This window comes from Romboutsia sp. (assembly GCF_051659545.1).
Classification (GTDB): domain Bacteria; phylum Bacillota; class Clostridia; order Peptostreptococcales; family Peptostreptococcaceae; genus JBOFOR01.
The window spans coordinates 25,395-50,041 of sequence record NZ_JBOFOR010000036.1 but is presented as its reverse complement, the minus strand read 5'-3'; the positions used below and the strand labels follow the sequence as shown (position 1 = coordinate 50,041).

Here is a 24,647-nt window from a genome sequence, read left to right as displayed (position 1 = left end):
TATTTAAGGACTCCATCTAAAGGAATTTTATCAGAAGCTACTATAGCAGTACATATTCGCTATATTATTTTATTGAGTTTGGGTAAAAATAGGGATTTAAGCATAACTAAAATAATTAAAGAAAAGCAGGAAGAAGCCTAAAAAAGAGAATTTTTTCAGGCTTCTTAATCATATGAACTTTTGACTGTGCAGTAATAAAGATAATACAATAATATCACCGATAATAAGTTGAAGCATATTATATAATAGGTCGATATAGACCAAATTTTTCATAAAGTGGGTGAAATTTGTTAAATGATAATATACAATAATGTATGCCTAAAGTTTGTTACTCAAGTAGATATAAATAATCCATATGAAAAAATAATTAATATATTTGTTGTAAATGAAGACAATGTAAATGAAACACTTAATCTAGAAGAAGATGTATCATTTACATTGACAATTACAAAAGGTATTGGAAGTTATTTTGATAATGAGTTAATTGATTTTAATTGTACATTATATGAGGATAATACAGAACTAATTAAATTTAAACCATCAAAAAATGAGGCAAAATTAATAGATAATAATAATGTTCCAAAAGATAAAATTGAACAACTAATAACAATAAAAAAAGGAGCAAATAAAAAAGTAATAAAAATTGTTTCAAATATAATAAAAAATGAAGATGAGTGGAGTTTTGATAATAAAAAAATAAACATAGCCAATGCAAACTACTCAGGAGCAGCCTTATTAAATATACAAGCATGGAATCCTATAAACTGTAAATTAATGCTAGATGATGGTGTTAAAAAAATTGAAAATGCTATCAAACTTGATATATATAATGAACTACCAAGTAAATGGCCAATGATTAGTCATTATAAATTATACAACACAAGTATTGAAAACAATAAATTCTATATATACGGAACTATTGACATGACATTGGTCAAATACCTGATTCAAAAGGGAATATTTTCTGGTAAAGGAAGAATAGATCTAGATACATTTTTTGAGGTAGAAGTTAAAAGTGGATTTAAGTTAATTGGCTTAGGCGAGTATTATTATGAAAAATATGATAATACCACAGAAACTATAATTAGTTTTTTAGTAATTGGTTCAAAAGGTGTTGTTAGTGCAGCTATAAATCAAAATTATTCTAGCGATTTAGACTTTTCAAATATGAAAAATTTTATTTGTAAAATAGAATTAGAAATCCAAGAAGGTAATATTAACACACCAATAAGCGAAGTAGCAAAGAAACTATTAATAGATATGCAAGTTGAACTAAGTAATTTTTATCAGCAAGGAGATCAAGAAGAGATAGGAACAATACCAGGACTTCCTAGATACAAAAATGTAAAAGTGGATGAGAGAGTATACTTCAGAGGAGAAAAAGTACCTATACTTGTAGAATTTGATAAAGTAATGAATGCAAACAAGAGAATTGATGACAAACAATGTACTCTAATAGTAAATAATGAAGAATTGAAACCATACTTTATCTCTGATGAATTTAATGCATCTACACTACTATTTTTATACGAAGTAAAAAGTGATAGTAATACAACTTTAAATATAGAAAAATTTATAGATGGTAGAGTATTTAATGATGCCAACTTAGACGAAATAGATTTTTCTCAAATTCCAAATTCTTCTCCAAAATGTACCTTAGTACCAATAAGAATGTGTGATGCAATCCTAGATATAAATCCAATAGATATAGTAAGAGACGATAAAACAGAAAATCTACCGATAACAGAAAAAATAGGAATAAGAATAAACTTGTTAAATGATGAAGATTATAAAACGTACTATATAAATGACAAAAAATATGAAAATTCTAATATATCTAACTCTGTATATGCAAAAATAATAGAAAAAGAAAGCAATGATATAGTAGCTGATAATATAGAATTACACTACTCATCTGACTATAGCACCTTAATAGGAAGTTGTAATATAAATCTAAATATATCTGATGAATCAAAAGAATACTTTGTAAAAATATACGCTAGAGATATATACCTAAAAGGTAATACTAAAGTAATAGGTGATTATATTTTAGTATATAACAAAACTGCTAGTTTTATTTTATCACCAATAAAATACGTAGTAGCTACAGATATTACCTTACAAATACCAGTACAAGGACAAAATTGGCCATCAAAAATAGATAACCTAATATACAATGTCAATGAAGAACTAGTAGAAATAGCATATGTATATTCAGCAACTATTCCAGCAGACTATGCTAGAGAAAAAGATTTTGTATGGAGTGTAGTAAATAAAGATACTTCTATCACAAATCAAATAGCTACCGTAACAATAATTAACAATAAAAATTTTATACTACCTCTTATAGATAATAAAAGTGAAGAAGGAGAAATAATAGTAAAACTAACTGCAACCAATGGAAATGTAAATACTATCCCAAATATAACAGTATCATCACAACCAATAAAAATAGCCTACGAAGATAAACCAAGTCTCATTATTCCTACAGTATTTTCAAAAATAGAAATAATAGATGAGTCTGATGCAAAAATTAGATATATTCAAAACTTAACAGAAGTAGATACAAGTAAAGATGTTGATTTTTACTGCTACCTTTACAATGGAAATTACAAAATAAACCAATTACAAAATATACAGCCTATAGAAACCTTTAATTATAAAAGAAGTTCAAACTCATATGATAAAAATGAATACACAATCTCAAAAGATTACTTAACTCATGGCCCTTCTCAAGGTACTACACCTGGATACACAGTTCTTATAAAATCAAAAGACCCTTATGAAAATAATAAAGACTTGTATGCTATTGCATATATTTACGTAAGAGCTAAGCCAATAAAATTAAGCTTAGACTGTGGAGATAAAACAACTTATATAGATAATAGCGACTCACAAAACAATAATACCATTGTAAACATAAATTGGAAAATAGAAAATATTGATGAAGTAAATGGGGCTGAGGTCTTATTCCAAATAGATAAAAATGGGAAGGTTTTACAAGAAAGCATAAAAATTTTAGAAAACATGATAAAACAGAGTAAAGGAACTTATACAGGAACTTATGATTTAGAACTTACAAACGTACCTCTTAATATACCAAAAGATGTGTATACGATTTCTATAAAAGGAAAAAATGTTCAATATAATGAAACTAGCTTCGATTCAAAAATATTTAATGTTTACTCAGCCAACAGTCTAAAGATACTAATAAATAATACAGATACACCAACCTATAACATGAATAACTATGACTATCTTAGCACTTTGAATCTAAATACCTTAACTTCTACAGAAATAGAAAACCTAAGAAAAGCATTAAATCTAAAAGCTAAGGCCTCTATAAAAGCCTCTACCTTCAAGGAGTATGAAGACTTTATAAGCTGGAAAACTTCCGACCATGATAAATTAACTATTAACTACCTTACTGGTAATAACTATCAAGATATACAAAAAACTATATATGAATATTTCACACCAAGTCAACAATTCTTACTAGCGGGATTAAAAGATGGGCAAGTTACCTTAAGTGCAACCCATGCTCAAACTAATATAACTGATAAAGTAACCATTAATATATCAACCCTAAAAGATAAATTCTATTTATTCAAATTCTATCCAAAAACTAAAACTACTATTAATTATACAGATTCCCAAAATAACAAAAGAAGTGTAACTAGTAATAATGAAGGAATGTTAGCTCTTTACGAACCCAATAGAATTAACTCGAGCGTATACGTAAAAAGTGAATATAATAATGAGACTTATCTTGGAACTATATTAAAGATAAATACCTTATCTGGAGAAAAAGATATAACAAAAAACATGCTCTATCCTATAAACATGCTTAGCCTGCGTAAAGTGGCAGTTATTGATATATATCTAAAAAATGATGATGGCACACCTTATACCAAAAAAATAAAAGTTCATGGTGGAGTATATAAAAATGACGGATACTGCCAAGATGCACTTATTGAAGGGAATACAGGCAAAGTAGGAGCAGAGATAATAGCAAGTAATAGTGGTCATATAAAAATTAACATGGATTCAACACAATTTTGGTCAAGGGAATTAGGAGAAGTGCAATTTGAGGAATTAATCCCAATGGATAAGCTTAAATTTATATTAGAAATTTATCCATTAGATGAAAATTACTACCCAACTATTATTTATATAGATGGTAATGAAAATAATGATGATATAGTTAAATTTGGAAATGGAGTAGTTAACCTAGTAAGGATAAAAGATAACAAAAGAAACACTCCTTTTATTTTAAATCAAAGTATCTCATACCTAGAGGAGGACAAAAAATCAGTAATAGTAACTGATAACATTTCTAAAATTGGTCCAAGTGATGTTAAACCAAAAGTTAACTTAAATACTAATATAATGCTATGGGGTATACCACTAGATACCAATAATAAGTACAGCCTAAAATGTAGGGATAAACAAGGTAAAGGTCAAATAGTTCAAAATAGTAGTATAGTAAAATATCCATTTTCAAAATCAGCAATTGTAAAAAGTACAATTGATTTATCAAAAGATAAGATATGGATAGGTGATTTAGAAAAAACAACTATTGAATTTAACTTGTATAATAGCAATGTAGTAATAAAATCTATACCTAATCCAACACAAATAATAAATATGTGTGGAATACAACCAGTAGAGGAATCGGAGGCAGTTACATCACAACTTGATAAATTAAAAGAATCAGCATTCATTAGTGGTCAGCCACAAGATATAGGAGATAAATTAATAAATATAGGTATAAAAATGATTTCAGCCATAGGAATGCAAGGGCAGTATTTCAAAATGGCAATAACTTCAACACAAGACCCTTCTATATTTAGAATATTTATATGGGCAGGAAATACAGATGTGGGATTAAATATACCAGACAATTTAAGTATTGTACTACTAGATGAGTTAGATAGTCGTGGGTTAGGATTAATGCCAGGCATAAGTGATTTATTATCTATGGGAAATGGAACTTATGAAAAAGAACAAGCAGATACCTTAAATAATATATTAAATAGTGGTAAGAAGGGCTTTTCCAACACTGACTACTCCTGGGGACTAGGAGGATTCTTCTTAGCAGAAGTTGAGTTTGACTATGATATAACCAAGTGGGGCTTTTGTATCTTAGGTGGTGGCTTTAGTGCTAATGCAAGTATGGAGTATAAATGGACTTATAACACTATGGTAGGTCCAGTACCTGTTACTGCATATATTAAAGCTGGTGGAGGAATAGGTGCTAACTTTAATGTGGCAGTTAGACGTAGCCAGCTACCAGGATATCCATGGGCAACTAACTATCCATCAAAAAAGGCTAACGATTATATAACTAGAATAAATGCAAATATCTATATTAGAGCTTTTGCAGGAATTGGATTTGATTTTTCTGTTATAGCTTTAAGGATAGGTATCTTTGGTCAAATAGAAGCAAATTTTGAAACAGTATTTTTATCAAGAAATTATTTAAGCGATTATCAATCAAGAGAACTAAATGGGATTTATTTAGAGATAAAAGGAACTATTGGTATAGAATTTGAAGTGAAGTTTTTATTTATATCTTATCAAACTGTTCTAGCTTCAGTATCTGCTAGCAAAGAGTTTAAGTTTAATACTAAATACGATGAAATAAATGACTACTGGAAGAAAAATAGCTCTATAGCTAGTTACAATGATTTTTATAGTGAAAACAGTAATGAGGAATTTAGAGTAGTAAGTTCAATAGCTACAATTGAGCATAGAAACTACCTTGATAAATATGAAAGATATTGGGGACTATCAAAGGATATCTCCATACTAAATGACAACAGCCTAATAATACTACAACAAAATGCATATCCAAATTCACAACCTAAGCTATCTAATGATGGGTCAATACTAATTTATTTAAGTGATGAAGGAAGCAGTAATATTAGTGATACAAGGCTTTGCTATTCTATAAGAAATAATCAAGGTAATTATGAACAAGGAATAGTAATACCACCTTCAATTAATGAGGACCAAACACCTTTTAATGGTTATGGAGATTGTAATCCTAAAATAGATGGAAATAAAGATTTTGCAGTGCTAACATGGGTAAGACTAATAGAAAGTGAAACCTTCACTCCAGGTACTACTTTATCTCAATATGAAGAGCTTTCTATGCTAAACTCAACAGAAGTTATGCTAAGTATATGGCAAAACAACTCTTGGAATACTATTAGGGTAACTAAAGACACTACACCAGATTTATCACCAGTTGTAGCCACAAATGGAGATTCTGTACTTTTAGCTTGGCGTAATGTTTATTCTAATAATGATGGAAATGTTTTAGAGTTTGGTGTAAAAGATAACATTGATTTTATAAGAGTAAATAAAAATAATTTACAAATAAATGAAAGCTATAATTTATATAATGGCTCTAATGGAACTGTAAAAGGTCTAGATGTAGCAATGTTAAAAAATGGAACTTGTTGTGTTGTTTACGTAGTGGACTTAAGTAAAGCTAATAAAGAAAGTGAGTATGAAATATTCTACTCAATAATTAATACTAACAATCAGGTTATCAAATCTGTAAGACTGACAAACGATGAATATTTAAATGAAAATCCAAAGATTGCAACAGTAACTTTAAAATCAGGAGAAGAAAAATTTGTAATTGCCTATCATACCTTAAAGGTTGATGAGGAAAGTGGCTTAAGTGATATAAGGCTTGCCTTTATTGATGAGGAAGGTACAATAGATGTAAATTATTTAGAAGCAGTAAGTGAAAAAGTAGGACCAAGTAATATAGAACTAAGTGGAAAGTATGAATTTGTAAAAGTTGATAAAAAAGACAATCAAATAGAAAACTTAGCCTTAATGTGGACAGAAGCTTATCTAAGTATAGATGAATCAGCAATTCATAATGTTGATAAAGATATAATTAAGGTAATAAAATTTATAGAAGATACAAACTATAATATAACCTTATCAGCACCTATTAATATTTATGTAATGCAGGATAGAACACTAATAGAGAACTTTGATTGTTATATGGATAATATTGATAACTTAATAATAAATACAGTATTGCTAGGAACAGAGTATGAAAAAATTGACCTAAACGACCCTTCAACTTACAAAGTAGTAATGTATAAAGAAAATCCACAATCCGAAGAGATACCAGTTTATGTAAGTGATTATATATCGAATTTATATACACTAAGCTCGAATCTAAGAAATTCAATAACTGTAGAATCTATGTATGTTGATTATGCTACAGTAAAAGCAAATATGGAAGTAACTGTTTTATTTAAGCTAAAAAATAGTGGATTAGATACTATTAATAATATACAAATAGAAATTGATAACCAATTATATAACTTTGAAAACTTAAACTTAGAGCCTAATTATAGTATTGAAATTCCAATTGTATATGAAATAGGAGAGGAAATAAATAACGCACCAGTAGTTATAACTGCAAAAACTGTATTTGATGAGATTATAACTGAAAATACAACCTTATATTTAGATTATCCTGATGTAGGTATTTCTAAGGTAGAAAATATAAGTGAAGCTAATGGAACACGTAAAGTTAGAGTTACTTTATACAATGAAACTGACTGTAAATTAGCAAAAGCTAATAGAGGTGTAATTCTAAAAGCATATTATGAAGAACATGAAACTCCTGTACAGGAATTAACTATAAATAATCTACAAGATTTACAAGCAATAGATGGAGGTTACTATACAACCATACTTGATTTTAATATTAAAGAATATCTAGGAGAAGGAGTAGAAATACCTTCAAATGGAGTAGGAATATATATAAATGTTCAAATATATGAAACTGCAAATAATAAAACTTATACACTTCCAGAGATAAACATGAATAACAATTATATGCATTATAATTTTGGAAGCTTATTAAAGAAATATAACGAAAATATTAGCATATCAGTAGATCATGAAATAGCACTAAATCAATCAGTAGGATATATAACTATAAGAAACAATTCCTTAAATAAAATCTATGGAAGATTATTAGCTAAGTTATTAGATGAAAATAATAATTTAATTATAAGTAAAGTATTTGATATGGATGATAATTTAAATACTTTTGGAAGTAATGCTAATAATAACCTATTGGCAAATGAAGAAGAAAACTTGAGCAAAACAATTTTCTTTGATACAGAAGGAAAAACTATTACAGTAGAATATTATAATGATGAAATAAAAGTAGACCCAGATGTAAATGAAACAAAACTTATAGTAAGCTATGACTTTGACCAAGTGCCATCTAAAATAAGAGTAGATATTAAAGTCATAGGAGCCGGAATGGACAATGAGGACCCTATAATAGGTGATACTAGATGGTTGCCTTATAACTATAAAGTCATAAAAGAAGATAAGATAGGAGTATATGAGTGCTATGAGTACAAGACTGATATGTATTTATGTAAGGCCTATGATAATAAAATATCTAAACTAAGTAATGAGTCCCAATTAAATAATAATTACACATTAAGTAATGATTACTATGGAAAAGTGTATGTAAATAGTATAGGCAAATATATTATATATGTTACTTTAGAAGAAGAAATTTATACGATAAATGGATGGCAGTTCCAAGAAAGATTTGAGACTATTGAATATGAATTTACAGTAGAAAATAATAATTAATAATAAGAAGCCATGACTGTTAAGTTACTTGTAGCTTAGAAGGTTAAAAAGCATCTTTAATAGCTAATTATGACTAAAGATTTGTTCATAATAGAATTAAAGATGCTTTTTTTAATAATAAATACCCTAACCTATAGCCTGAACATGTATCCATCCATTGAAAATGTGAGAACTGGAAGAACTAGAGAAATAAACATCAAAATATATAGGTTTGAATGGATTAATCCACACAATATAATGTTCACCATTAATTATTTCAATATTTCCACCATTAGATATAGAGGTTATTGGAGGTATTGTATCGTCTATATCACGTAAAAACTCTATATTTAATTCATACCTTTTAGAAGGTGGAGTACCTATATTAGTAGCAGTTCTAGAAATAAGTTGCTCATTGGCATAGACTTCTACATTTGTATTCTTAAATAAAGATAAGTCATAAATATCGTTATTATTTAAATATAATATTTCTAGACTATTTAGATTAGCCAGGTTATAAGGAATAACTTCAAGGTGATTAAAAGATAAATTTAATACTTTTAATTTATTCAATTTAACAATATTATCAAGGTCTCCTTGAATAAAATTTTGTGATAAATTAAGACTTTCCAAATTAGATAGACTGCAAATTTCATCAGGAAGGTTATTATAGTCACAATTTTGAATTATTAAATCAGTTAAGTTAAGAAAATACTTAAAATTATCTAAATACAAATTAAGATGAGGAATATTTATATATTCAAGCTTATTTATAGAAGCTAGTTCACCACGAGAAAATTGAGTATTCGTAGAAGCTTTTCCTAAAAATTGATTTAACTGTGCTAATGTGTAAGTATCTTGAGTTATCTCAACTAAAGGAGCTAAATATATTTTTCCTACCAAATTAATAGAGTATAAATAATAATTAAAGTTATCTCCTAACTCTGTAGAAGGTACTAAGGTAGTTGTAGATTTAATATGAGTTAAGAAATCGTATATAGTTGGATTAGGGACATTACTTGAACAGTATTCAAAAGATTGTATGACAAAGTTACTTTGTGCAAAATCATATACTTCGATTGATGAATTTTCATCTTGTAAATTAAAATCATTCAATAGGGAAGCATTAAAATAGACTATAGCACAAACATACTTTTTATTACCTAAATATTCTACAGTTACCTTAGGAAGAGCTGAATCGCATGGATTATCAATAGGTATAAACTTCTTTTCTTCTGATATAGACAAATGAAAATCATCAATGTAAATATTACTAAGATTAAGTATCAAATCTTTAGATTTGGCTGGTGGCAAATCTAGTATTTTTTTATCAACCTTGAATAAAAGTTTACAGTAAGCAGTTGGAGATTCAATATTTTCGTTAGCTAAAAGCTTAAATTCATTATTATTTATATCATTAACTGCATAGAGTGTTTCTTTTGGTCTTATAAAGAATCTTTTAAGGTTTTTTAATGAAGCTGATAAAGCAGTAATAGTTAAAACCTCCTCATATAATAGTATAATAGGATTAAAACCATATTATCCTATTATATAGTATGCAAAAGCTTGAAAAATGATATATTTGATAGCACTCAAAAGTATGAAGACTTATATTTAAACTCTACATTTCTACTTATTGTAACTTCTGAATCTCAACTGATATAGGCGCTTATATCTTTTAACAATATAGAACTAGATACGCAAGTGCCTTCATTATAACAAGCAAATACACTTTGACAAATAGCTATGTCTATACCTGTAGTAAAATCTGTCGGAAGGGATACTCTATTAGAGTTGGCTCGTAGTCACGAAAAGTTTTAATATAAAATGATTGAAATTAGTCGTAAAAAGTGTTATTATATCAACAGTAAATCTAAAAAGAATGTCATTACTACTATATAATTAATTGCAAAAATTATACTTATAAGATTATATATTGAAGAGCTTATTTTTATAGGCTCTTTTTAAATGACAAAGAGAGGTAATAATATGATAAAAGTAGATAACTTGTCTTACTCATTTCCGAAAAAAGATCTATATAATAATATTTCATTTACATTAGAAGAAGGTCAACATTGTGCTTTTATAGGAGCAAGTGGTAGCGGGAAAAGTACACTAATAGATATAATTATGGATCCAGAAAGATATATGTTTGATGGTACATTAGAAATGAATACAAATTTCAAAATTGGATATGTAAGCCAGTTTTCACAACGAGACAAAACAAACGAAACTACAGTTTTCGAATATATAGGCGAAGAATTTATTAAGCTACAAGAGAAAATCGCATCTATTTGTACTGAAATGGAAACATCTTCAGATATTGAGACTTTACTAGAAAAGTACCAAGAAGCTTTAGATGCATTTGATGCAATTGATGGTGATGATTTCGAAAGTAATATTAATAAGAAACTAAATCTTGCAAACCTAAATAAGCATAAAGATAGAATGATATCTGAACTTAGTGGTGGGGAATTCAAACTTATCCAAGTAATTAAGGAAATGCTTAATAATCCAGACTTAATGATTATGGATGAACCAGATGTGTTTTTAGATTTTGAAAACCTAAATGCTCTTAAAAATCTAATTAACTCTCACAAAAAAACAATGCTAATTATTACACACAATAGATATTTATTGAATCATTGTTTTAACAAAATTATACACCTTGAAAACATGGAGCTTCAAGAATTTGATGGAAGATATATTGATTACAACTTCTCATTACTTCAAACTAAAATTGAGCTACAAGAACTGGCTATTGCTGATGATGAAGAAATCGAAAGAAATGAGAAATTAATAGGGAAACTAAGAGAGAGAGCAACTTATAATGCTGAAGCTTCCAATGGGAGAGCCCTAAAAGCTAGAGTCAAAATCCAAGAAAGATTAGAAGAACGTAGAATTAAAGCACCATTTGTAGAGATTAAACAACCAGATATACGTTTAACTACTGATAATGAAATCGAAGAAACCATAGCTTTAAAAGTTAATGATTACGGTGTTGCTTTTGATGAGATGCTTTTAGAAAATGTTAACTTTGAGATTAAATCTAATGATAAAGTAGCTATTATCGGTTCAAACGGTATGGGAAAAACGACTTTAATGAGAGAAATCTTTAAAAATAATCATGATTCTATTGAAATAAATAACGATATTGAAGTGGCTTATTTATCTCAACTTCAAGGCGAAATACTAAATGAGTCTAATACAATACTTGAAGAGTTCTTCGATGCAGGATTTAAAAATTATACAGAAATCAGATCGTATATTTCAAAATTTGGTTTTGAGGAAGAAATTATTGAACAAAAGATAGAATCTTTATCTGGTGGAGAAAAGAATATACTTCAATTAGCTAAAGTTTGTTCTAAGAAGGCAAATATGTTGCTTCTTGATGAACCGACAAGCCATTTAGATACCTATTCACAAATGGCACTTGAAAAAGCCGTAGAAGATTATAATGGTGCGATTCTAATGATTTCTCATGACTACTATTTTATAGTTAACTGTATGGATTATGTTTTAATCATTGAAGATAAGACAATTAGAAAAATGAACATGAGAAAATTTAGAAAGATGATTTATGCTAGTCATTTTGATAAAGACTATTTAGAAATTGAACAAAAGAAAAAAATGGTTGAAACTAAAATAGCATTAGCTTTAATAGATAGTGATTTTGAACGTGCAAAAATCTTATCTGAAGAGTTAGAAGGGCTGATTAACTTACTTTAAATCGTTTATTATTTATAAATAAATATTTTAAAGGAGAAGTTCAAGAATTTTATTTGAATATTATTAACTTAGAAAAAGGTTGTCGCTCTAATTTTTAGTGCGACAACCTTTTTTAAAACTACTTATCTAATAACCGTATAAGTCATATATGCAAAGTATATAACTATAAAAATTATACCATGAACTTTAGTTATTGAATTTTGTTTTTTCATAAATAAATAAAGTAATACTGTAGAAAAAATCATAAATATAATATCAATAATAGCTACTATACTCATTGTTGTAATAGGGCTTATAGTAGATGCTAAACCTAAAATAAATAATATATTAAATATGTTAGACCCTATAACATTACCGATTGCTATATCATTCTCACCTTTTCTAACAGCCATTACAGAAGTAACAAACTCAGGTAAAGAAGTACCAACTGCAACAATAGTTAATCCAATAAGGTTAGTGCTCATGCCAAGTGAAGAAGCAATACTACTAGCTGATTTTACAACTAAGTCTCCACCGAAAACAATACCAACGATACCTATAACACTAACAGTAATAGTTTTACTCATTGATATGTCTTTAACTACAATAACATCAGAGTCAATTGCAGCCTCCATATCTAAATGAGGTAGTTCTTCAGTAGATTTTTTAGCATTTTTTATTGTACTTACTATGAAATAAGTAAATCCAGATAACAACAAAAATCCTTCTACTCTAGTTATTGATAAGTCAATAGCAAATACTAACATCAGTAAACTTGTCAATATAAGGAATGGTGTATCTTTTTTTATTGTACCAACTGACACAGGAAGAGTTGCAATTAAAGATGATACACCTAAAACAATAAGTATGTTAAAAAAGTTTGAACCTACAATGTTAGCAACACTCATATCATTTTGACCAATTAATGATGATGTAATACTGACAGAAGCCTCTGGAGCAGAAGTACCCATAGCAACAATTGTAAGACCAATAATCATAGCTGGAACATTAAACTTTTTAGCAATAGAAGAAGATCCTTCTACAAATAAATCAGCGCCTTTTATTAAGAAAAGGAAACCTACAAATAACATTATAAACGACATAATTACCTCCTAAATAAAAAAAACCACAAAGTAATTTCCATTAAATTACTTTGAAGGTCTTGCAAACAAGTTTATTAACTTGCTAATCAACCGGGATATAATCCGTAATGACGATTGATTAGCAACATGTGAAAGCTACTCCCCTTCAAGGGGTTATATTTAATTTAATATTATTATATGAATTTATTTCCAAATTGTCAATGTAAATACTACTTCATTTTTAATTAATCTAAATTTTTCGATAATATATAATTTACACAAAGATAAATTTATGAAATAATAAGGTATATATCAAAAATTTACAAGTTTAGACAACAAGACAAATAAAAAAGGACTGATAAATATGAATATAAAAGAAATAGAATATTTTATTGAAGTTGTTAAAGAAAGAAATTTTACTAAAGCAGCTAATAACTTATATATTTCGCAACCAGCACTTAGCAAAGCTATAAAAAATTTAGAAACTAATTTAAAAACACAGTTAATAGAAAGGAATGCAAAAACCTTCAATTTAACATACGATGGTGAAATATTCTATGAAAATGCAAAACAATCAGTAGAAATTATAAATAGAGAGTTATATAAGCTGCAAGATACGCTCGACCATGGTAAAAAAACTATCAAAATAGGTATTCCTCCAGTTATAGGGAGTGTATATTTTACATTAATAATAGCAGAGTTTAGAAAACTAAATCCAGATATAGAAATATATATAATAGAAGAAGGGGCAAATAATATAAAAGAAAAAGTAGAAAATGAAAGCATCGAGCTAGGCGCTGTAATATTTCCTATAAAATCAGAAAATTTAATTTCATATCCTATCAGGAATAATGAAGTTATGTTGGTAGTTAGCAAAGAGCATCCATTAGCATATAAAGATGTTATAGATTTATCAGAATTAGAAAGTGAAAAATTTATAGTTTTTAATGAAGATTTTATGATGTATGATAAAATTATAAAAGCTTGCAAAGATGTAAATTTCACACCAAATATAGTAATGAAAACATCTCAATGGGATTTTATTATAGAAATGGTAGCACTGAATCAAGGAATAACAATACTGCCAAAACCAATAGTCAAAAGATTTAAATCGGAAGAAGTAAAAATGATTAAGATAGTAAACCCCAATATAGATTGGAACATAGGATTGATAATCAAAAAGGATAGATATATGTCTAAAAGCTTAAAGATATTCTTACAATACGTTACTGAAAGAATTAAAGAAATTGGTGTGTAATTCCATGTTAAATAGTTTAATTTTATATTTAAAAAAAAACAATACATATATAACTTTAAGTTATATATGTATTGTTTTTTAAAATTTTACAAATCTATTTAACGTAGATATACTTAAACTATAAGGGAATTAAATTGAAACTTAAATTATTAACAAAAATGTAAAAACGGGGGGATTATTATGAGTAAAGTATATATAATAGATGCAAAAAGAAGTCCTATAGGCAGTTTTTTAGGAACACTATCAACAGTATCGCCATCTGAGCTAGCAGGACAAGTAATCAAAAAAACTTTAGAAGATAACAATATAGATGGTAAAAATATTGACGAGGTAATATTAGGAAATGTATTACCAGCAGGTCAGGGTCAGGGGATAGCAAGACAAGCATCAATTTATGCAAATATACCACATGAGGTTCCTGCATATACAATAAATATAATATGTGGGAGTGGAATGAAAAGTGTAATGACTGCATATTCACAAATAAAATCTGAAATGGCAGATTTAATAGTAGCAGGTGGAGTTGAAGTAATGTCTCAAGTTCCGTATATAACGGATGCTAATATCAGAACAGGAAGTAAAATGGGAGGAATGAATCTAAAAGATAGCTTAATTGTAGATGGACTAACTGATTCATTTAATAACTATCATATGGGGATAACTGCTGAAAATATAGCAGATAAACACAATATATCTAGAGAAGAACAAGATCAATTCGCTATAAAGTCCCAACAAAAAGCTATAAAAGCATTAGATGAAGATAGATTTAGAGATGAAATAGTACCTATAGAGGTTAAAAATAGAAAAAGTACAATGATATTTGATAAAGATGAATATCCAAACAGAAATACTACTTTAGAAAAACTTTCAAGTCTTAGAGCTGCATTTAAAAAAGATGGTTCAGTAACTGCTGGTAATGCATCAGGAATAAATGATGGAGCTAGTATAATAATTGTAGCATCAGAAAAAGCAGTTAAAGAATATAATCTAAAGCCAATAGCAGAAATTATATCTTTAGGCCAAGGTGGAGTAGATCCTTCTATTATGGGGCTTGGTCCAGTTCCTGCAATCAAAAGTGCCCTTGACAGAGTTAATATGAACTTAGAAGAAATAGATTTAGTAGAATTAAATGAAGCTTTTGCAGTTCAATCATTAGGAGTAATGAAAGAATTAAAAGAAAATCATAATCTAAGCAATGATTGGTTTGAAGATAGAACTAATGTAAATGGAGGAGCTATAGCACTAGGACATCCATTAGGTGCATCAGGTGCTAGAATAATAACTACCCTTTTACATGAAATGAAGAAAAGAAAATCAAACTATGGCCTAGCCTCTCTATGTATAGGTGGAGGAATGGGAACTTGTGTAATAGTTAAATCGGTTTAAGTAATTTAAATGATTGAATTGACAACAACATACATATTACACACTAGAAAATACTAAAAACTAAATAACAAAAAGATTTTAAATAGGGGAACTTCAGTAATCTTAGATTTTATAGAGGGATTTCAAAGATAAATGTAGAATTTCAATGATTAAATATAGAAATAACTTTTAATATAAGAGATAATTGTTTAAAGATGAATAGCAGTATAAAAATGGATAAGAGGATGGCAAAAATGTTTAAAAACTTAGTTTGCACTAAAGAAGGAAATATATATATGGTTAAGATATCTAGGGAAAAGTATCTTAATTCATTGAATGAAGAAGTTTTAAAAGAGTTAGACATGGCTGTTGACATCATCAATAAAGACGAAGAAATTTATGTAGGAATAATAACAGGTCAAGGAAAAGCTTTTGTTGCAGGAGCAGATATAGAAGCAATGAAAGATATGAACTTTGAGCAAGCAAGAAAGTTTTCTAAAATTGGAAACGATTTATTTAGAAAAATAGAAAATTGTGAAAAACCAATAATAGCAGGAATAAATGGATTTTGCTTAGGTGGAGGTTTAGAACTTGCTATGAGCTGTGATATTAGAATAGCTAGTTCAACAGCTAAGTTTGGGCAAGTGGAAGTAAATCTTGGAATAATACCTGGATTTGGTGGAACACAGAGGTTATCTAGAATAGTAGGTATAGGAAAAGCGAAAGAACTTACATATACAGCTCAAATAATAAAAGCACAAGAGGCTTTAAATATAAACTTAATAAATAAAATTGTAGAATCACAAAATTTATTAGATGAGTGCATGGATATGGCAAAATTAATAGCGTCTAAAGGGCAACTTGCAGTAAGATATGCAAAAAATGCTATAAATAAAGGTTATGAAATAGATATTGATAATGCTATAAACTTAGAAAGTAATTTATTTGGATTATGCTTTGCAAGTTATGACCAAGAGGAAGGTATGAATGCTTTTCTAGAAAAAAGGGAACCAGAATTTAATATACAATCAAACACTAAAGCAAGCAGTTCGATGTAGGGGGATAAATTATGAAGATAATGGTAATAGGAAGCGGTACTATGGGGAGTGGCATTGCAGAAGTGTTTATATCTAATGGGCATGAAGTAATACTAAGAGATATAAATAACGACACTCTAGGAAATGGAATTAAATTAATAACAAAAAGTTTAGATAAGAAAGTATCTAAAAATAAAATAAAAGAAGAAGAAAAAAATGAAATATTAAATAGACTTAGTTCAACTGTAGAACTTGAAAAAGCAAAAGACTGTGACTTAGTAATAGAAGCTATAGTTGAAAATATTAAAATCAAAAAACAATTATTTGAAGAACTGGATAAAATATGTAAAGAAGAAACGATATTTGCTAGCAACACATCATCATTGTCAATAACAGACTTATCAATTAGCACAAAAAGAGCAGAAAAAGTGATAGGAATGCACTTTTTCAATCCAGCACCGGTTATGAAACTAATAGAAGTAATAGACGGAATGCTTACATCAAAAGATACTCATGACACAATATATGAATTATGTAAACAATTAAACAAGACTCCAGTAAGTGTAAAAGAAGCACCAGGATTTGTAGTTAATAGAATACTAATACCTATGATAAATGAAGCAATAGGAATATTAGCAGAAAATATTGCTAGTGCAGAAGATATAGATAATGCAATGAAATTAGGAGCAAATCATCCAATAGGTCCTTTAGCATTAGGAGATTTAGTAGGACTAGATGTATGCTTAAATATAATGGAAGTACTATACAATGAATTTGGAGATTCAAAATATAGGCCACACCCACTACTTAAAAAAATGGTTAGAAGTGGAATGTTAGGAAGAAAATCTAAAAAAGGATTCTATGACTATAATTAATAATGTAAAGGGCTAATAGAACAAAATCAATAGGGAGGAGAATTATATGGAGAAGTATGAATTATTAAAACAAATGTATAGAGAGTTTACAGTTAATGAGGTAGCTCCTATAGCTCATGAAATAGATGAAGAAGAAAAGTTTCCATATGAAACAGTCAAAAAAATGGCTAAGTATGGTTTTTTAGGAATACCTTTTCCTAAGGAGTATGGTGGAGAAGGTGGAGACTATTTAGGATATGCCTTAGCAGTTGAAGAACTTTCAAAAGCTTGTGGTACAACAGGGGTTATAGTATCTGCACACACTTCTTTATGTGGAAGTCCAATATATGAGTTTGGGACAAAAGAACAAAAAGAAAAGTACTTAGCTCCACTTGCAAAAGGAGAAAAATTAGGAGCATTTGGATTAACTGAACCTAATGCAGGAACAGATGCAGCAGGTCAACAAACTACTGCTATATTAGATGGGGAACACTATATATTAAATGGAAGTAAAATATTTATAACAAATGCTGGTCCAGCTGAAATATATGTAGTTATGGCTATGACTGATATGTCAAAAGGTACTCGTGGAATATCAGCATTCATAGTAGAAAAAGAAACTGAAGGATTTACAATAGGGAAAAAGGAAAAGAAACTTGGAATAAGAGGCTCTGCAACTTGTGAACTTATATTTGAAAATTGTAGAATACCTAAAGAAAACATACTTGGCAAAGAAGGTCAAGGATTTAAAATTGCAATGAAAACCCTTGATGGTGGACGTATAGGAATAGCTGCACAGGCTTTGGGAATAGCACAAGGAGCACTAGATACTACAGTTGACTATGTTAAAGAAAGAAAACAATTTGGTAGAAGTATATCAGCATTCCAAAACACTCAATTTGAATTAGCTGATATGAAAACTAAAATAGAAGCTGCAAGACTTTTAGTTTACAATGCTGCAACTAAAAAAGATGAAGGAAAGTCATATAGTGTAGAAGCTGCTATGGCAAAATTATATGCTTCAGAAGTTGCAATGGAAGTTACAACAAAAGCTGTTCAACTACATGGAGGATATGGATATACTCGTGAGTACGATGTAGAAAGAATGATGAGAGATGCTAAAATAACTGAAATATATGAAGGAACAAGTGAAGTACAAAAAATGGTTATAAGTGCAAGTTTACTTAAATAGTTTTGGAGTGAATTGTGGGAGGAAAAAATATGAATATATTAGTTTGTGTAAAGCAAGTACCAGATACTACAGAAGTAAAATTAGACCCTAAAACTGGTACATTAATAAGAGATGGGGTACCAAGTATAATAAATCCTGATGACAAGGCAGGAATAGAAGAAGCGGTTAATTTAAAAGAACTAATGGGAGCAACTGTTACAGTATTAACTATGGGTCCACCTCAGGCTAAAAATGCTTTAAAAGAAGCTTTAGCAATGGGTGCAGATAGAGCTATTCTTCTTACAGATAGAGCATTTGCAGGGGCAGATACATTAGCTACATCTAAAACTATAGCAGGAGCTATTAAAAAAATAGATTATGATTTAATAATAGCAGGTAGACAAGCAATAGATGGAGATACAGCTCAAGTCGGTCCTCAAATAGCAAATCATCTTAATATACCATCTATAACTTATGTTGAAAAATTAGAAGTAGAAGGGGAAAATATAATAGTAGATAGAGCATTTGAAGATGGACATCAAGTTATTAAGGCAAAAATGCCACTGCTAATAACTACTTTAAAAGAAATGAATACTCCAAGATATATGAAAGTATCTAGAATCTATGATTGTATGAAAGAAGATAATATAGAAACTTGGGGCTTAAAGGATATAGAAGTAAATATAGAGGAAATAGGACTAAAAGGTTCACCTACTAAGGTTAAAAAATCATTTACAAAGGGTGTTAAATCAAAAGGAACGCTTCATGAAGTAGATGAAAAAGAAGGAGCATCAATAATAATAAATGCTTTAAAAGAAAAGTTTATAATAAATGAAGCAAATGCATAAAAAAAGATGACAAAAATTTCTCAAAAGTAGTAATTAATTAGGAGGAAAAATAATGAGTGTAATGGTTTATGTTGAACAAAGAAACGGTGAAATACAAAATGTTTCTTTGGAACTATTAGGAAAAGGAAGAGAGTTAGCTGATAAGTTAAATAATAAATTAATTGCTGTATTATTAGGCTATAATATTGAAAATTTAAATAAAGAACTTGTTCATTATGGAGCAGATGAAGTTGTTTTTGTTGATGATGAAAATTTAAATATATATGTAACTAATACATACACAAAAGCTTTTTGTGAAGTAATAAATAAAAAAGATCCAGATATAGTGTTAGTAGGTGCAACTACAATAGGTAGAGATTTAGCACCAAGAGTAAGTGCTACTATTGAAACTGGACTTACAGCAGATTGTACATCACTTGAAATAGATGATGAAAATAATGGATTACTAATGACTAGACCTGCATTTGGTGGGAATATAATGGCTACAATTATATGTCCAAACCACAGACCTCAAATGAGTACTGTAAGGTCTGGTGTTATGAAAAAATTAGTAAAAGACACTACAAGAAATGGAATCATAGAAAAGTTTGAAGTTGATTTTTCACAAGATGGAAAAAATGTAGAAGTATTAAAATACGTAAAAGAAAGTATTAAGAAAATAAATATTGAAGATGCAAAAATACTTATATCAGCAGGAAGAGGAATAGGCTCTAAAGAAAATATGGATGCTTTATATGAATTAGCAGATGTATTAGGAGCTGAAGTAAGTGCTTCACGTGCTGTAGTTGATGCAGGATGGGTTGACAAGTCTCGTCAAGTTGGACAAACAGGAAAAACAGTAAGACCAGACTTATATATTGCATGTGGTATATCAGGTGCTATACAACATTTAGCGGGAATGGAAGAGTCTGAATTTATAGTGGCTATAAATAAAAACAGCAGTGCACCTATATTTGATGTAGCTGACTTAGCTATAGTAGGAGATGTTAACAAAGTAATTAAAAATTTAATACAAGAGTTAGCATAAATAATCATAAGGGGGATTTACATATGAAAGCAATGATAAGATTAAGAATGGGAAGTCATGATGCTCATTATGGGGGAAACCTAGTAGATGGAGCAAAAATGCTTCAACTATTTGGTGATGTAGCAACAGAGCTATTAATACAAAATGATGGTGATGAAGGATTATTTAAAGCTTATGATAGCATAGAATTTTTAGCTCCAGTTTATGCTGGAGATTATATAGAAGCTGTTGGTGAAATAGTAAATATAGGAAATAGTTCAAGAAAAATGGTTTTTGAAGCTAGAAAAGTTATAGTGCCAAGAACAGATATAAATGAATCAGCAGCAGAATTTTTACAAGAGCCTATAGTAGTATGTAAGGCTAGTGGAACTTGTGTTGTGCCTAAAGATAAGCAAAGATTCTAGTTTAAAGGGGGGATTTATATGCAAAAGGTAATAATAACGGCAGCTATATGTGGTGCTGAGGTAACGAAAGAGCATAATGAAAATGTACCATATAGTGTTGAAGAAATAGTGAAAGAAGCAAAAGCAGCTTACGATGCTGGAGCAAGTATAATACATCTTCATGTAAGAAATGATGATGGAACTCCAACTCAAGATATAAATAGATTCAAAGAATGTATAGATGCGATAAAGGATGTTTGTCCAGAGGCAATAGTGCAACCTTCAACTGGCGGAGCAGTTGGAATGTCAAATGAGGAAAGAATACAACCTGTAAGTCTATCGCCAGAAATGGCCACATTAGACTGTGGAACTTGTAATTTTGGTGGAGATGATATATTTGTAAATACTGAAAATACAATAAAAGAATTTGGTAAAAAAATGATAGACTTAGATGTAAAGCCAGAAATAGAGGTATTTGATAAGGGTATGATAGATATGGCGCTTAGATTAAACAAAAAAGGTTTTATAAATGATAATATGCACTTTAACTTCGTTATGGGAGTCAATGGTGGTATAAGTGGAACGTACAGAGATTTAATGTTTATGAGAGAAAGTATACCTCAAAATGCAACATTTACAGTAAGTGGTGTAGGAAAGTGCCAGTTTGATATGATAACACTAAGTGTACTAATGGGGGGACATATAAGAGTGGGATTCGAGGATAACGTTTACATAAAGAAGGGTGTAAAAGCTAAGTCTAATGGAGAATTGGTTCAAAAGGCAGTAAATATTGCCAAAGAACTTGGTAGAGAAGTAGCTACACCTGAAGAAGCTCGTGAAATATTAGGATTAAAGATTAAAGAATTAAGTACACAAGGAGCTTAAAATATATCTTGGGGGTAGCTAGGATGCAAAAAAGTATATCAGTAGAAAAATTAAAAGGGCTTTTTAAAGATGACATGACTATTATGATAGGTGGATTTTTAGGATGTGGAACTGGAGAAATACTTATAGATTCACTTATAGATTCAGGTGCTAAAAACTTAACTATAATAGGAAATGATACTTCTTTTATAGATAGAGGAATAGGAAGACTTATAGTAAATAATCAAGTTAAAAAGGTTATAGCATCTCATATAGGAACGAATGCCGAAACTGGAAGATTAATGAATGAAGGCAAGTTAGAAGTAGAACTATCACCACAGGGAACTCTTATTGAAAGAATAAGGTCTGGAGGTTTTGGATTAGGTGGAATATTAACACCAACAGGAGTGGGAACGTTAGTAGAGAAAAATAAACAAAAAATAACTATAGATAATAAAGAATATTTATTAGAAATGCCACTAAGAGCTGATATAGCCCTTATAAAAGGCAGTATAGTAGATGCGTTTGGAAATACAGTTTATAAAGGAACTACTAAAAACTTCAACCCAATGATTGCAATGGCTAGTGACTTAGTAATAGTAGAAGCTGAAGAATTAGTAGAAATAGGTAGTATAGATAAGGACATGATTATGACTCCAGGTGTAGTAGTAGACTACATAATAAAGGAGGCAAACTAAATGAATCCTAAAGAAATAATAGCTAGAAGGGTAGCTAAGGAGTTTAAGGATGGTCAATTAATAAATTTAGGAATAGGTCTTCCAACTCTAACTACAAATTATATAGAAGAAGGAGTAAATGTAACTTTCCAATCAGAAAATGGTATGGTTGGAATGGGGACAGTTGCTAAGGAAGATGAAATAGATGTAAATATTACAAATGCAGGAGCACAGTATGTAACTATTAATGACGACGGAGTATTTTTTGATAGTGCTGTATCCTTTGGACTTATTAGAGGTGGTCATGTTGATGTAACTGTCCTTGGAGCTTTAGAAGTAGATCAACATGGAAACTTAGCAAACTGGATAGTTCCAGGAAAGATGGTTCCAGGAATGGGTGGGGCTATGGATCTAGTTGTTGGAGCTAAAAGAGTAATAGTTGCAATGTTACATACAGTAAAAGGAAAATCTAAAATACTTAAAAACTGTACACTTCCACTAACAGCACAAGGGGTAGTTGATATTATAGTAACTGAGCTTGCTGTTATGAAAGTAACTAAGGAAGGATTAGTTGTAACAGAAATCAATGAAGGTGTAACTATAGAAGAATTAAAAGAAATGACAGATGCGGATTTAATCATATCAGATGATTTATTATACGCAAAAGAACAAACTATATAACAAGGGGGATTAAACATGAAGGGATGTAAATATGGAACGCATAGGGTTATAGAGGAAAATGTACTACCTCAACCAGCAAAAAAAATAAATAATGATATGAATATATATGATAATGAAATATTAATAGATGTACAAGCTTTAAACATAGATTCAGCAAGCTTTACTCAAATAGAAGAAGAGTGTAATCATGATTTAGAAAAAATAAAAGCAAGAATATTAGAAATAGTAGAAGAAAAAGGTAAAATGCAAAACCCAGTAACTGGTTCTGGAGGAATGCTAATTGGAACTATTGAAAAGATTGGTTCTGATTTAGTAGGGAAGATAGATTTAGAAATAGGGGATAAGATAGCTACACTTGTATCATTATCATTAACTCCATTAAAAATAGAAGAAATAATAGACATAAAACCTGATATAGATAGAGTTGAAATAAAAGGGAAAGCTATTTTATTTGAAAGTGGTATATATGCAAAGTTACCAACAGATATGGAAGAAACATTAGCATTAGCAGCTTTAGACGTAGCAGGAGCACCAGCTCAAACACAAAAGTTAGTAAAAGAAGGAAATAGCGTGTTAATACTTGGAGCTGCTGGTAAGTCAGGAATGCTTTGTTGTTATGAAGCTAGAAAAAAAGCAGGAAAAGACGGTAAAGTAATAGGATTAGTTAGAGGTGAAGAGCAAGCAAACTTCATAAAAGAAAATGGTCTTGTAGATGAAGCGATAGTAGTAAATGCTCAAGATCCTAATGCAGTATTAAATAAAGTATTAGAAGTAAATGGTGGTAAAGAAGTAGATTTAGCTATAAACTGTGTAAATGTTCAAAATACAGAAATGAGTACTATACTACCAGTTAGAGATGGAGGAGTAGTATACTTCTTCTCAATGGCAACAGCATTTACAAAAGCAGCTCTAGGTGCTGAAGGTGTTGGAAAAGATGTAGATATGATAATAGGTAATGGATACACTAAGGGTCATGCAGAGGTTACTTTAACTGCATTAAGAGAAAGTGAAACATTAAAAAATATATTCAAAAAACTATATATATAATTAGGGGG

The 24,647-nt window shown here is 29.3% G+C and carries 16 protein-coding genes; 14 read left to right on the top strand and 2 right to left on the bottom strand.

What is annotated here, in order from left to right; translation table 11 throughout:
• Positions 1-294: 294 nt before the first annotated feature.
• Complete coding sequence (locus ACRC03_RS02130) at positions 295-8,658, top strand: hypothetical protein (protein ID WP_438650905.1); 8,364 nt, start codon at positions 295-297, stop codon at positions 8,656-8,658.
• A gap of 126 nt (positions 8,659-8,784) precedes the next feature.
• On the opposite strand, the gene ACRC03_RS02125 is transcribed toward ACRC03_RS02130, so the two are convergent.
• Positions 8,785-9,951: a leucine-rich repeat domain-containing protein gene (locus tag ACRC03_RS02125; RefSeq protein ID WP_438650904.1), complete on the bottom strand. Its 1,167-nt coding sequence runs from the start codon at positions 9,949-9,951 to the stop codon at positions 8,785-8,787.
• A gap of 654 nt (positions 9,952-10,605) precedes the next feature.
• On the opposite strand from ACRC03_RS02125, the gene ACRC03_RS02120 reads away from it, so the two are divergent.
• Positions 10,606-12,366 (top strand): ABC-F family ATP-binding cassette domain-containing protein, encoded by a 1,761-nt coding sequence (locus tag ACRC03_RS02120; RefSeq protein ID WP_438650903.1) that lies wholly within the window; start codon positions 10,606-10,608, stop codon positions 12,364-12,366.
• 122 nt (positions 12,367-12,488) lie between these two features.
• Here the strand turns inward: ACRC03_RS02120 and ACRC03_RS02115 are convergent, their stop codons facing one another.
• Positions 12,489-13,448: a calcium/sodium antiporter gene (locus ACRC03_RS02115; RefSeq protein ID WP_438650902.1), complete on the bottom strand. Its 960-nt coding sequence runs from the start codon at positions 13,446-13,448 to the stop codon at positions 12,489-12,491.
• Between the two features lie 343 nt (positions 13,449-13,791).
• Between ACRC03_RS02115 and ACRC03_RS02110 the strand changes: the two genes are divergently transcribed.
• From ACRC03_RS02110 to ACRC03_RS02055, 12 genes are all read left to right on the top strand, one after another.
• The gene (locus ACRC03_RS02110; RefSeq protein ID WP_438650901.1) at positions 13,792-14,685 is read left to right on the top strand and encodes a LysR family transcriptional regulator; all 894 of its coding nucleotides are present in this window, start codon (positions 13,792-13,794) and stop codon (positions 14,683-14,685) included.
• A gap of 180 nt (positions 14,686-14,865) precedes the next feature.
• Positions 14,866-16,071, top strand: coding sequence for an acetyl-CoA C-acetyltransferase (locus ACRC03_RS02105; RefSeq protein ID WP_438650900.1), 1,206 nt, complete (start codon positions 14,866-14,868; stop codon positions 16,069-16,071).
• Positions 16,072-16,265: 194 nt separating this feature from the next.
• A complete protein-coding gene (locus ACRC03_RS02100) occupies positions 16,266-17,108 on the top strand; it encodes an enoyl-CoA hydratase-related protein (protein WP_438650899.1) in 843 nt (280 codons plus the stop codon).
• Between the two features lie 11 nt (positions 17,109-17,119).
• Complete coding sequence (locus tag ACRC03_RS02095) at positions 17,120-17,962, top strand: 3-hydroxybutyryl-CoA dehydrogenase (protein WP_438650898.1); 843 nt, start codon at positions 17,120-17,122, stop codon at positions 17,960-17,962.
• 46 nt (positions 17,963-18,008) lie between these two features.
• Positions 18,009-19,133 carry an acyl-CoA dehydrogenase gene (locus tag ACRC03_RS02090; protein ID WP_438650897.1) on the top strand — a complete coding sequence of 375 codons (1,125 nt, stop codon included), beginning with the start codon at positions 18,009-18,011 and terminating at the stop codon, positions 19,131-19,133.
• Positions 19,134-19,162: 29 nt separating this feature from the next.
• A complete protein-coding gene (locus tag ACRC03_RS02085) occupies positions 19,163-19,960 on the top strand; it encodes an electron transfer flavoprotein subunit beta/FixA family protein (RefSeq protein ID WP_438650896.1) in 798 nt (265 codons plus the stop codon).
• Between the two features lie 52 nt (positions 19,961-20,012).
• Positions 20,013-20,987 carry an electron transfer flavoprotein subunit alpha/FixB family protein gene (locus ACRC03_RS02080; protein ID WP_438650895.1) on the top strand — a complete coding sequence of 325 codons (975 nt, stop codon included), beginning with the start codon at positions 20,013-20,015 and terminating at the stop codon, positions 20,985-20,987.
• A 23-nt stretch (positions 20,988-21,010) separates the two neighbouring features.
• Positions 21,011-21,391: a hotdog domain-containing protein gene (locus ACRC03_RS02075; protein WP_438650894.1), complete on the top strand. Its 381-nt coding sequence runs from the start codon at positions 21,011-21,013 to the stop codon at positions 21,389-21,391.
• An 18-nt stretch (positions 21,392-21,409) separates the two neighbouring features.
• Positions 21,410-22,255, top strand: a complete 846-nt coding sequence (locus ACRC03_RS02070) for a 3-keto-5-aminohexanoate cleavage protein (protein WP_438650893.1) — start codon at positions 21,410-21,412, stop codon at positions 22,253-22,255.
• Positions 22,256-22,278: 23 nt separating this feature from the next.
• Positions 22,279-22,932 (top strand): acetate CoA-transferase subunit alpha, encoded by a 654-nt coding sequence (gene atoD, locus ACRC03_RS02065; RefSeq protein ID WP_438650892.1) that lies wholly within the window; start codon positions 22,279-22,281, stop codon positions 22,930-22,932.
• The gene (locus tag ACRC03_RS02060; protein ID WP_438650891.1) at positions 22,933-23,592 is read left to right on the top strand and encodes a 3-oxoacid CoA-transferase subunit B; all 660 of its coding nucleotides are present in this window, start codon (positions 22,933-22,935) and stop codon (positions 23,590-23,592) included.
• A 15-nt stretch (positions 23,593-23,607) separates the two neighbouring features.
• Complete coding sequence (locus ACRC03_RS02055; RefSeq protein WP_438650890.1) at positions 23,608-24,639, top strand: L-erythro-3,5-diaminohexanoate dehydrogenase; 1,032 nt, start codon at positions 23,608-23,610, stop codon at positions 24,637-24,639.
• Positions 24,640-24,647: the final 8 nt, after the last annotated feature.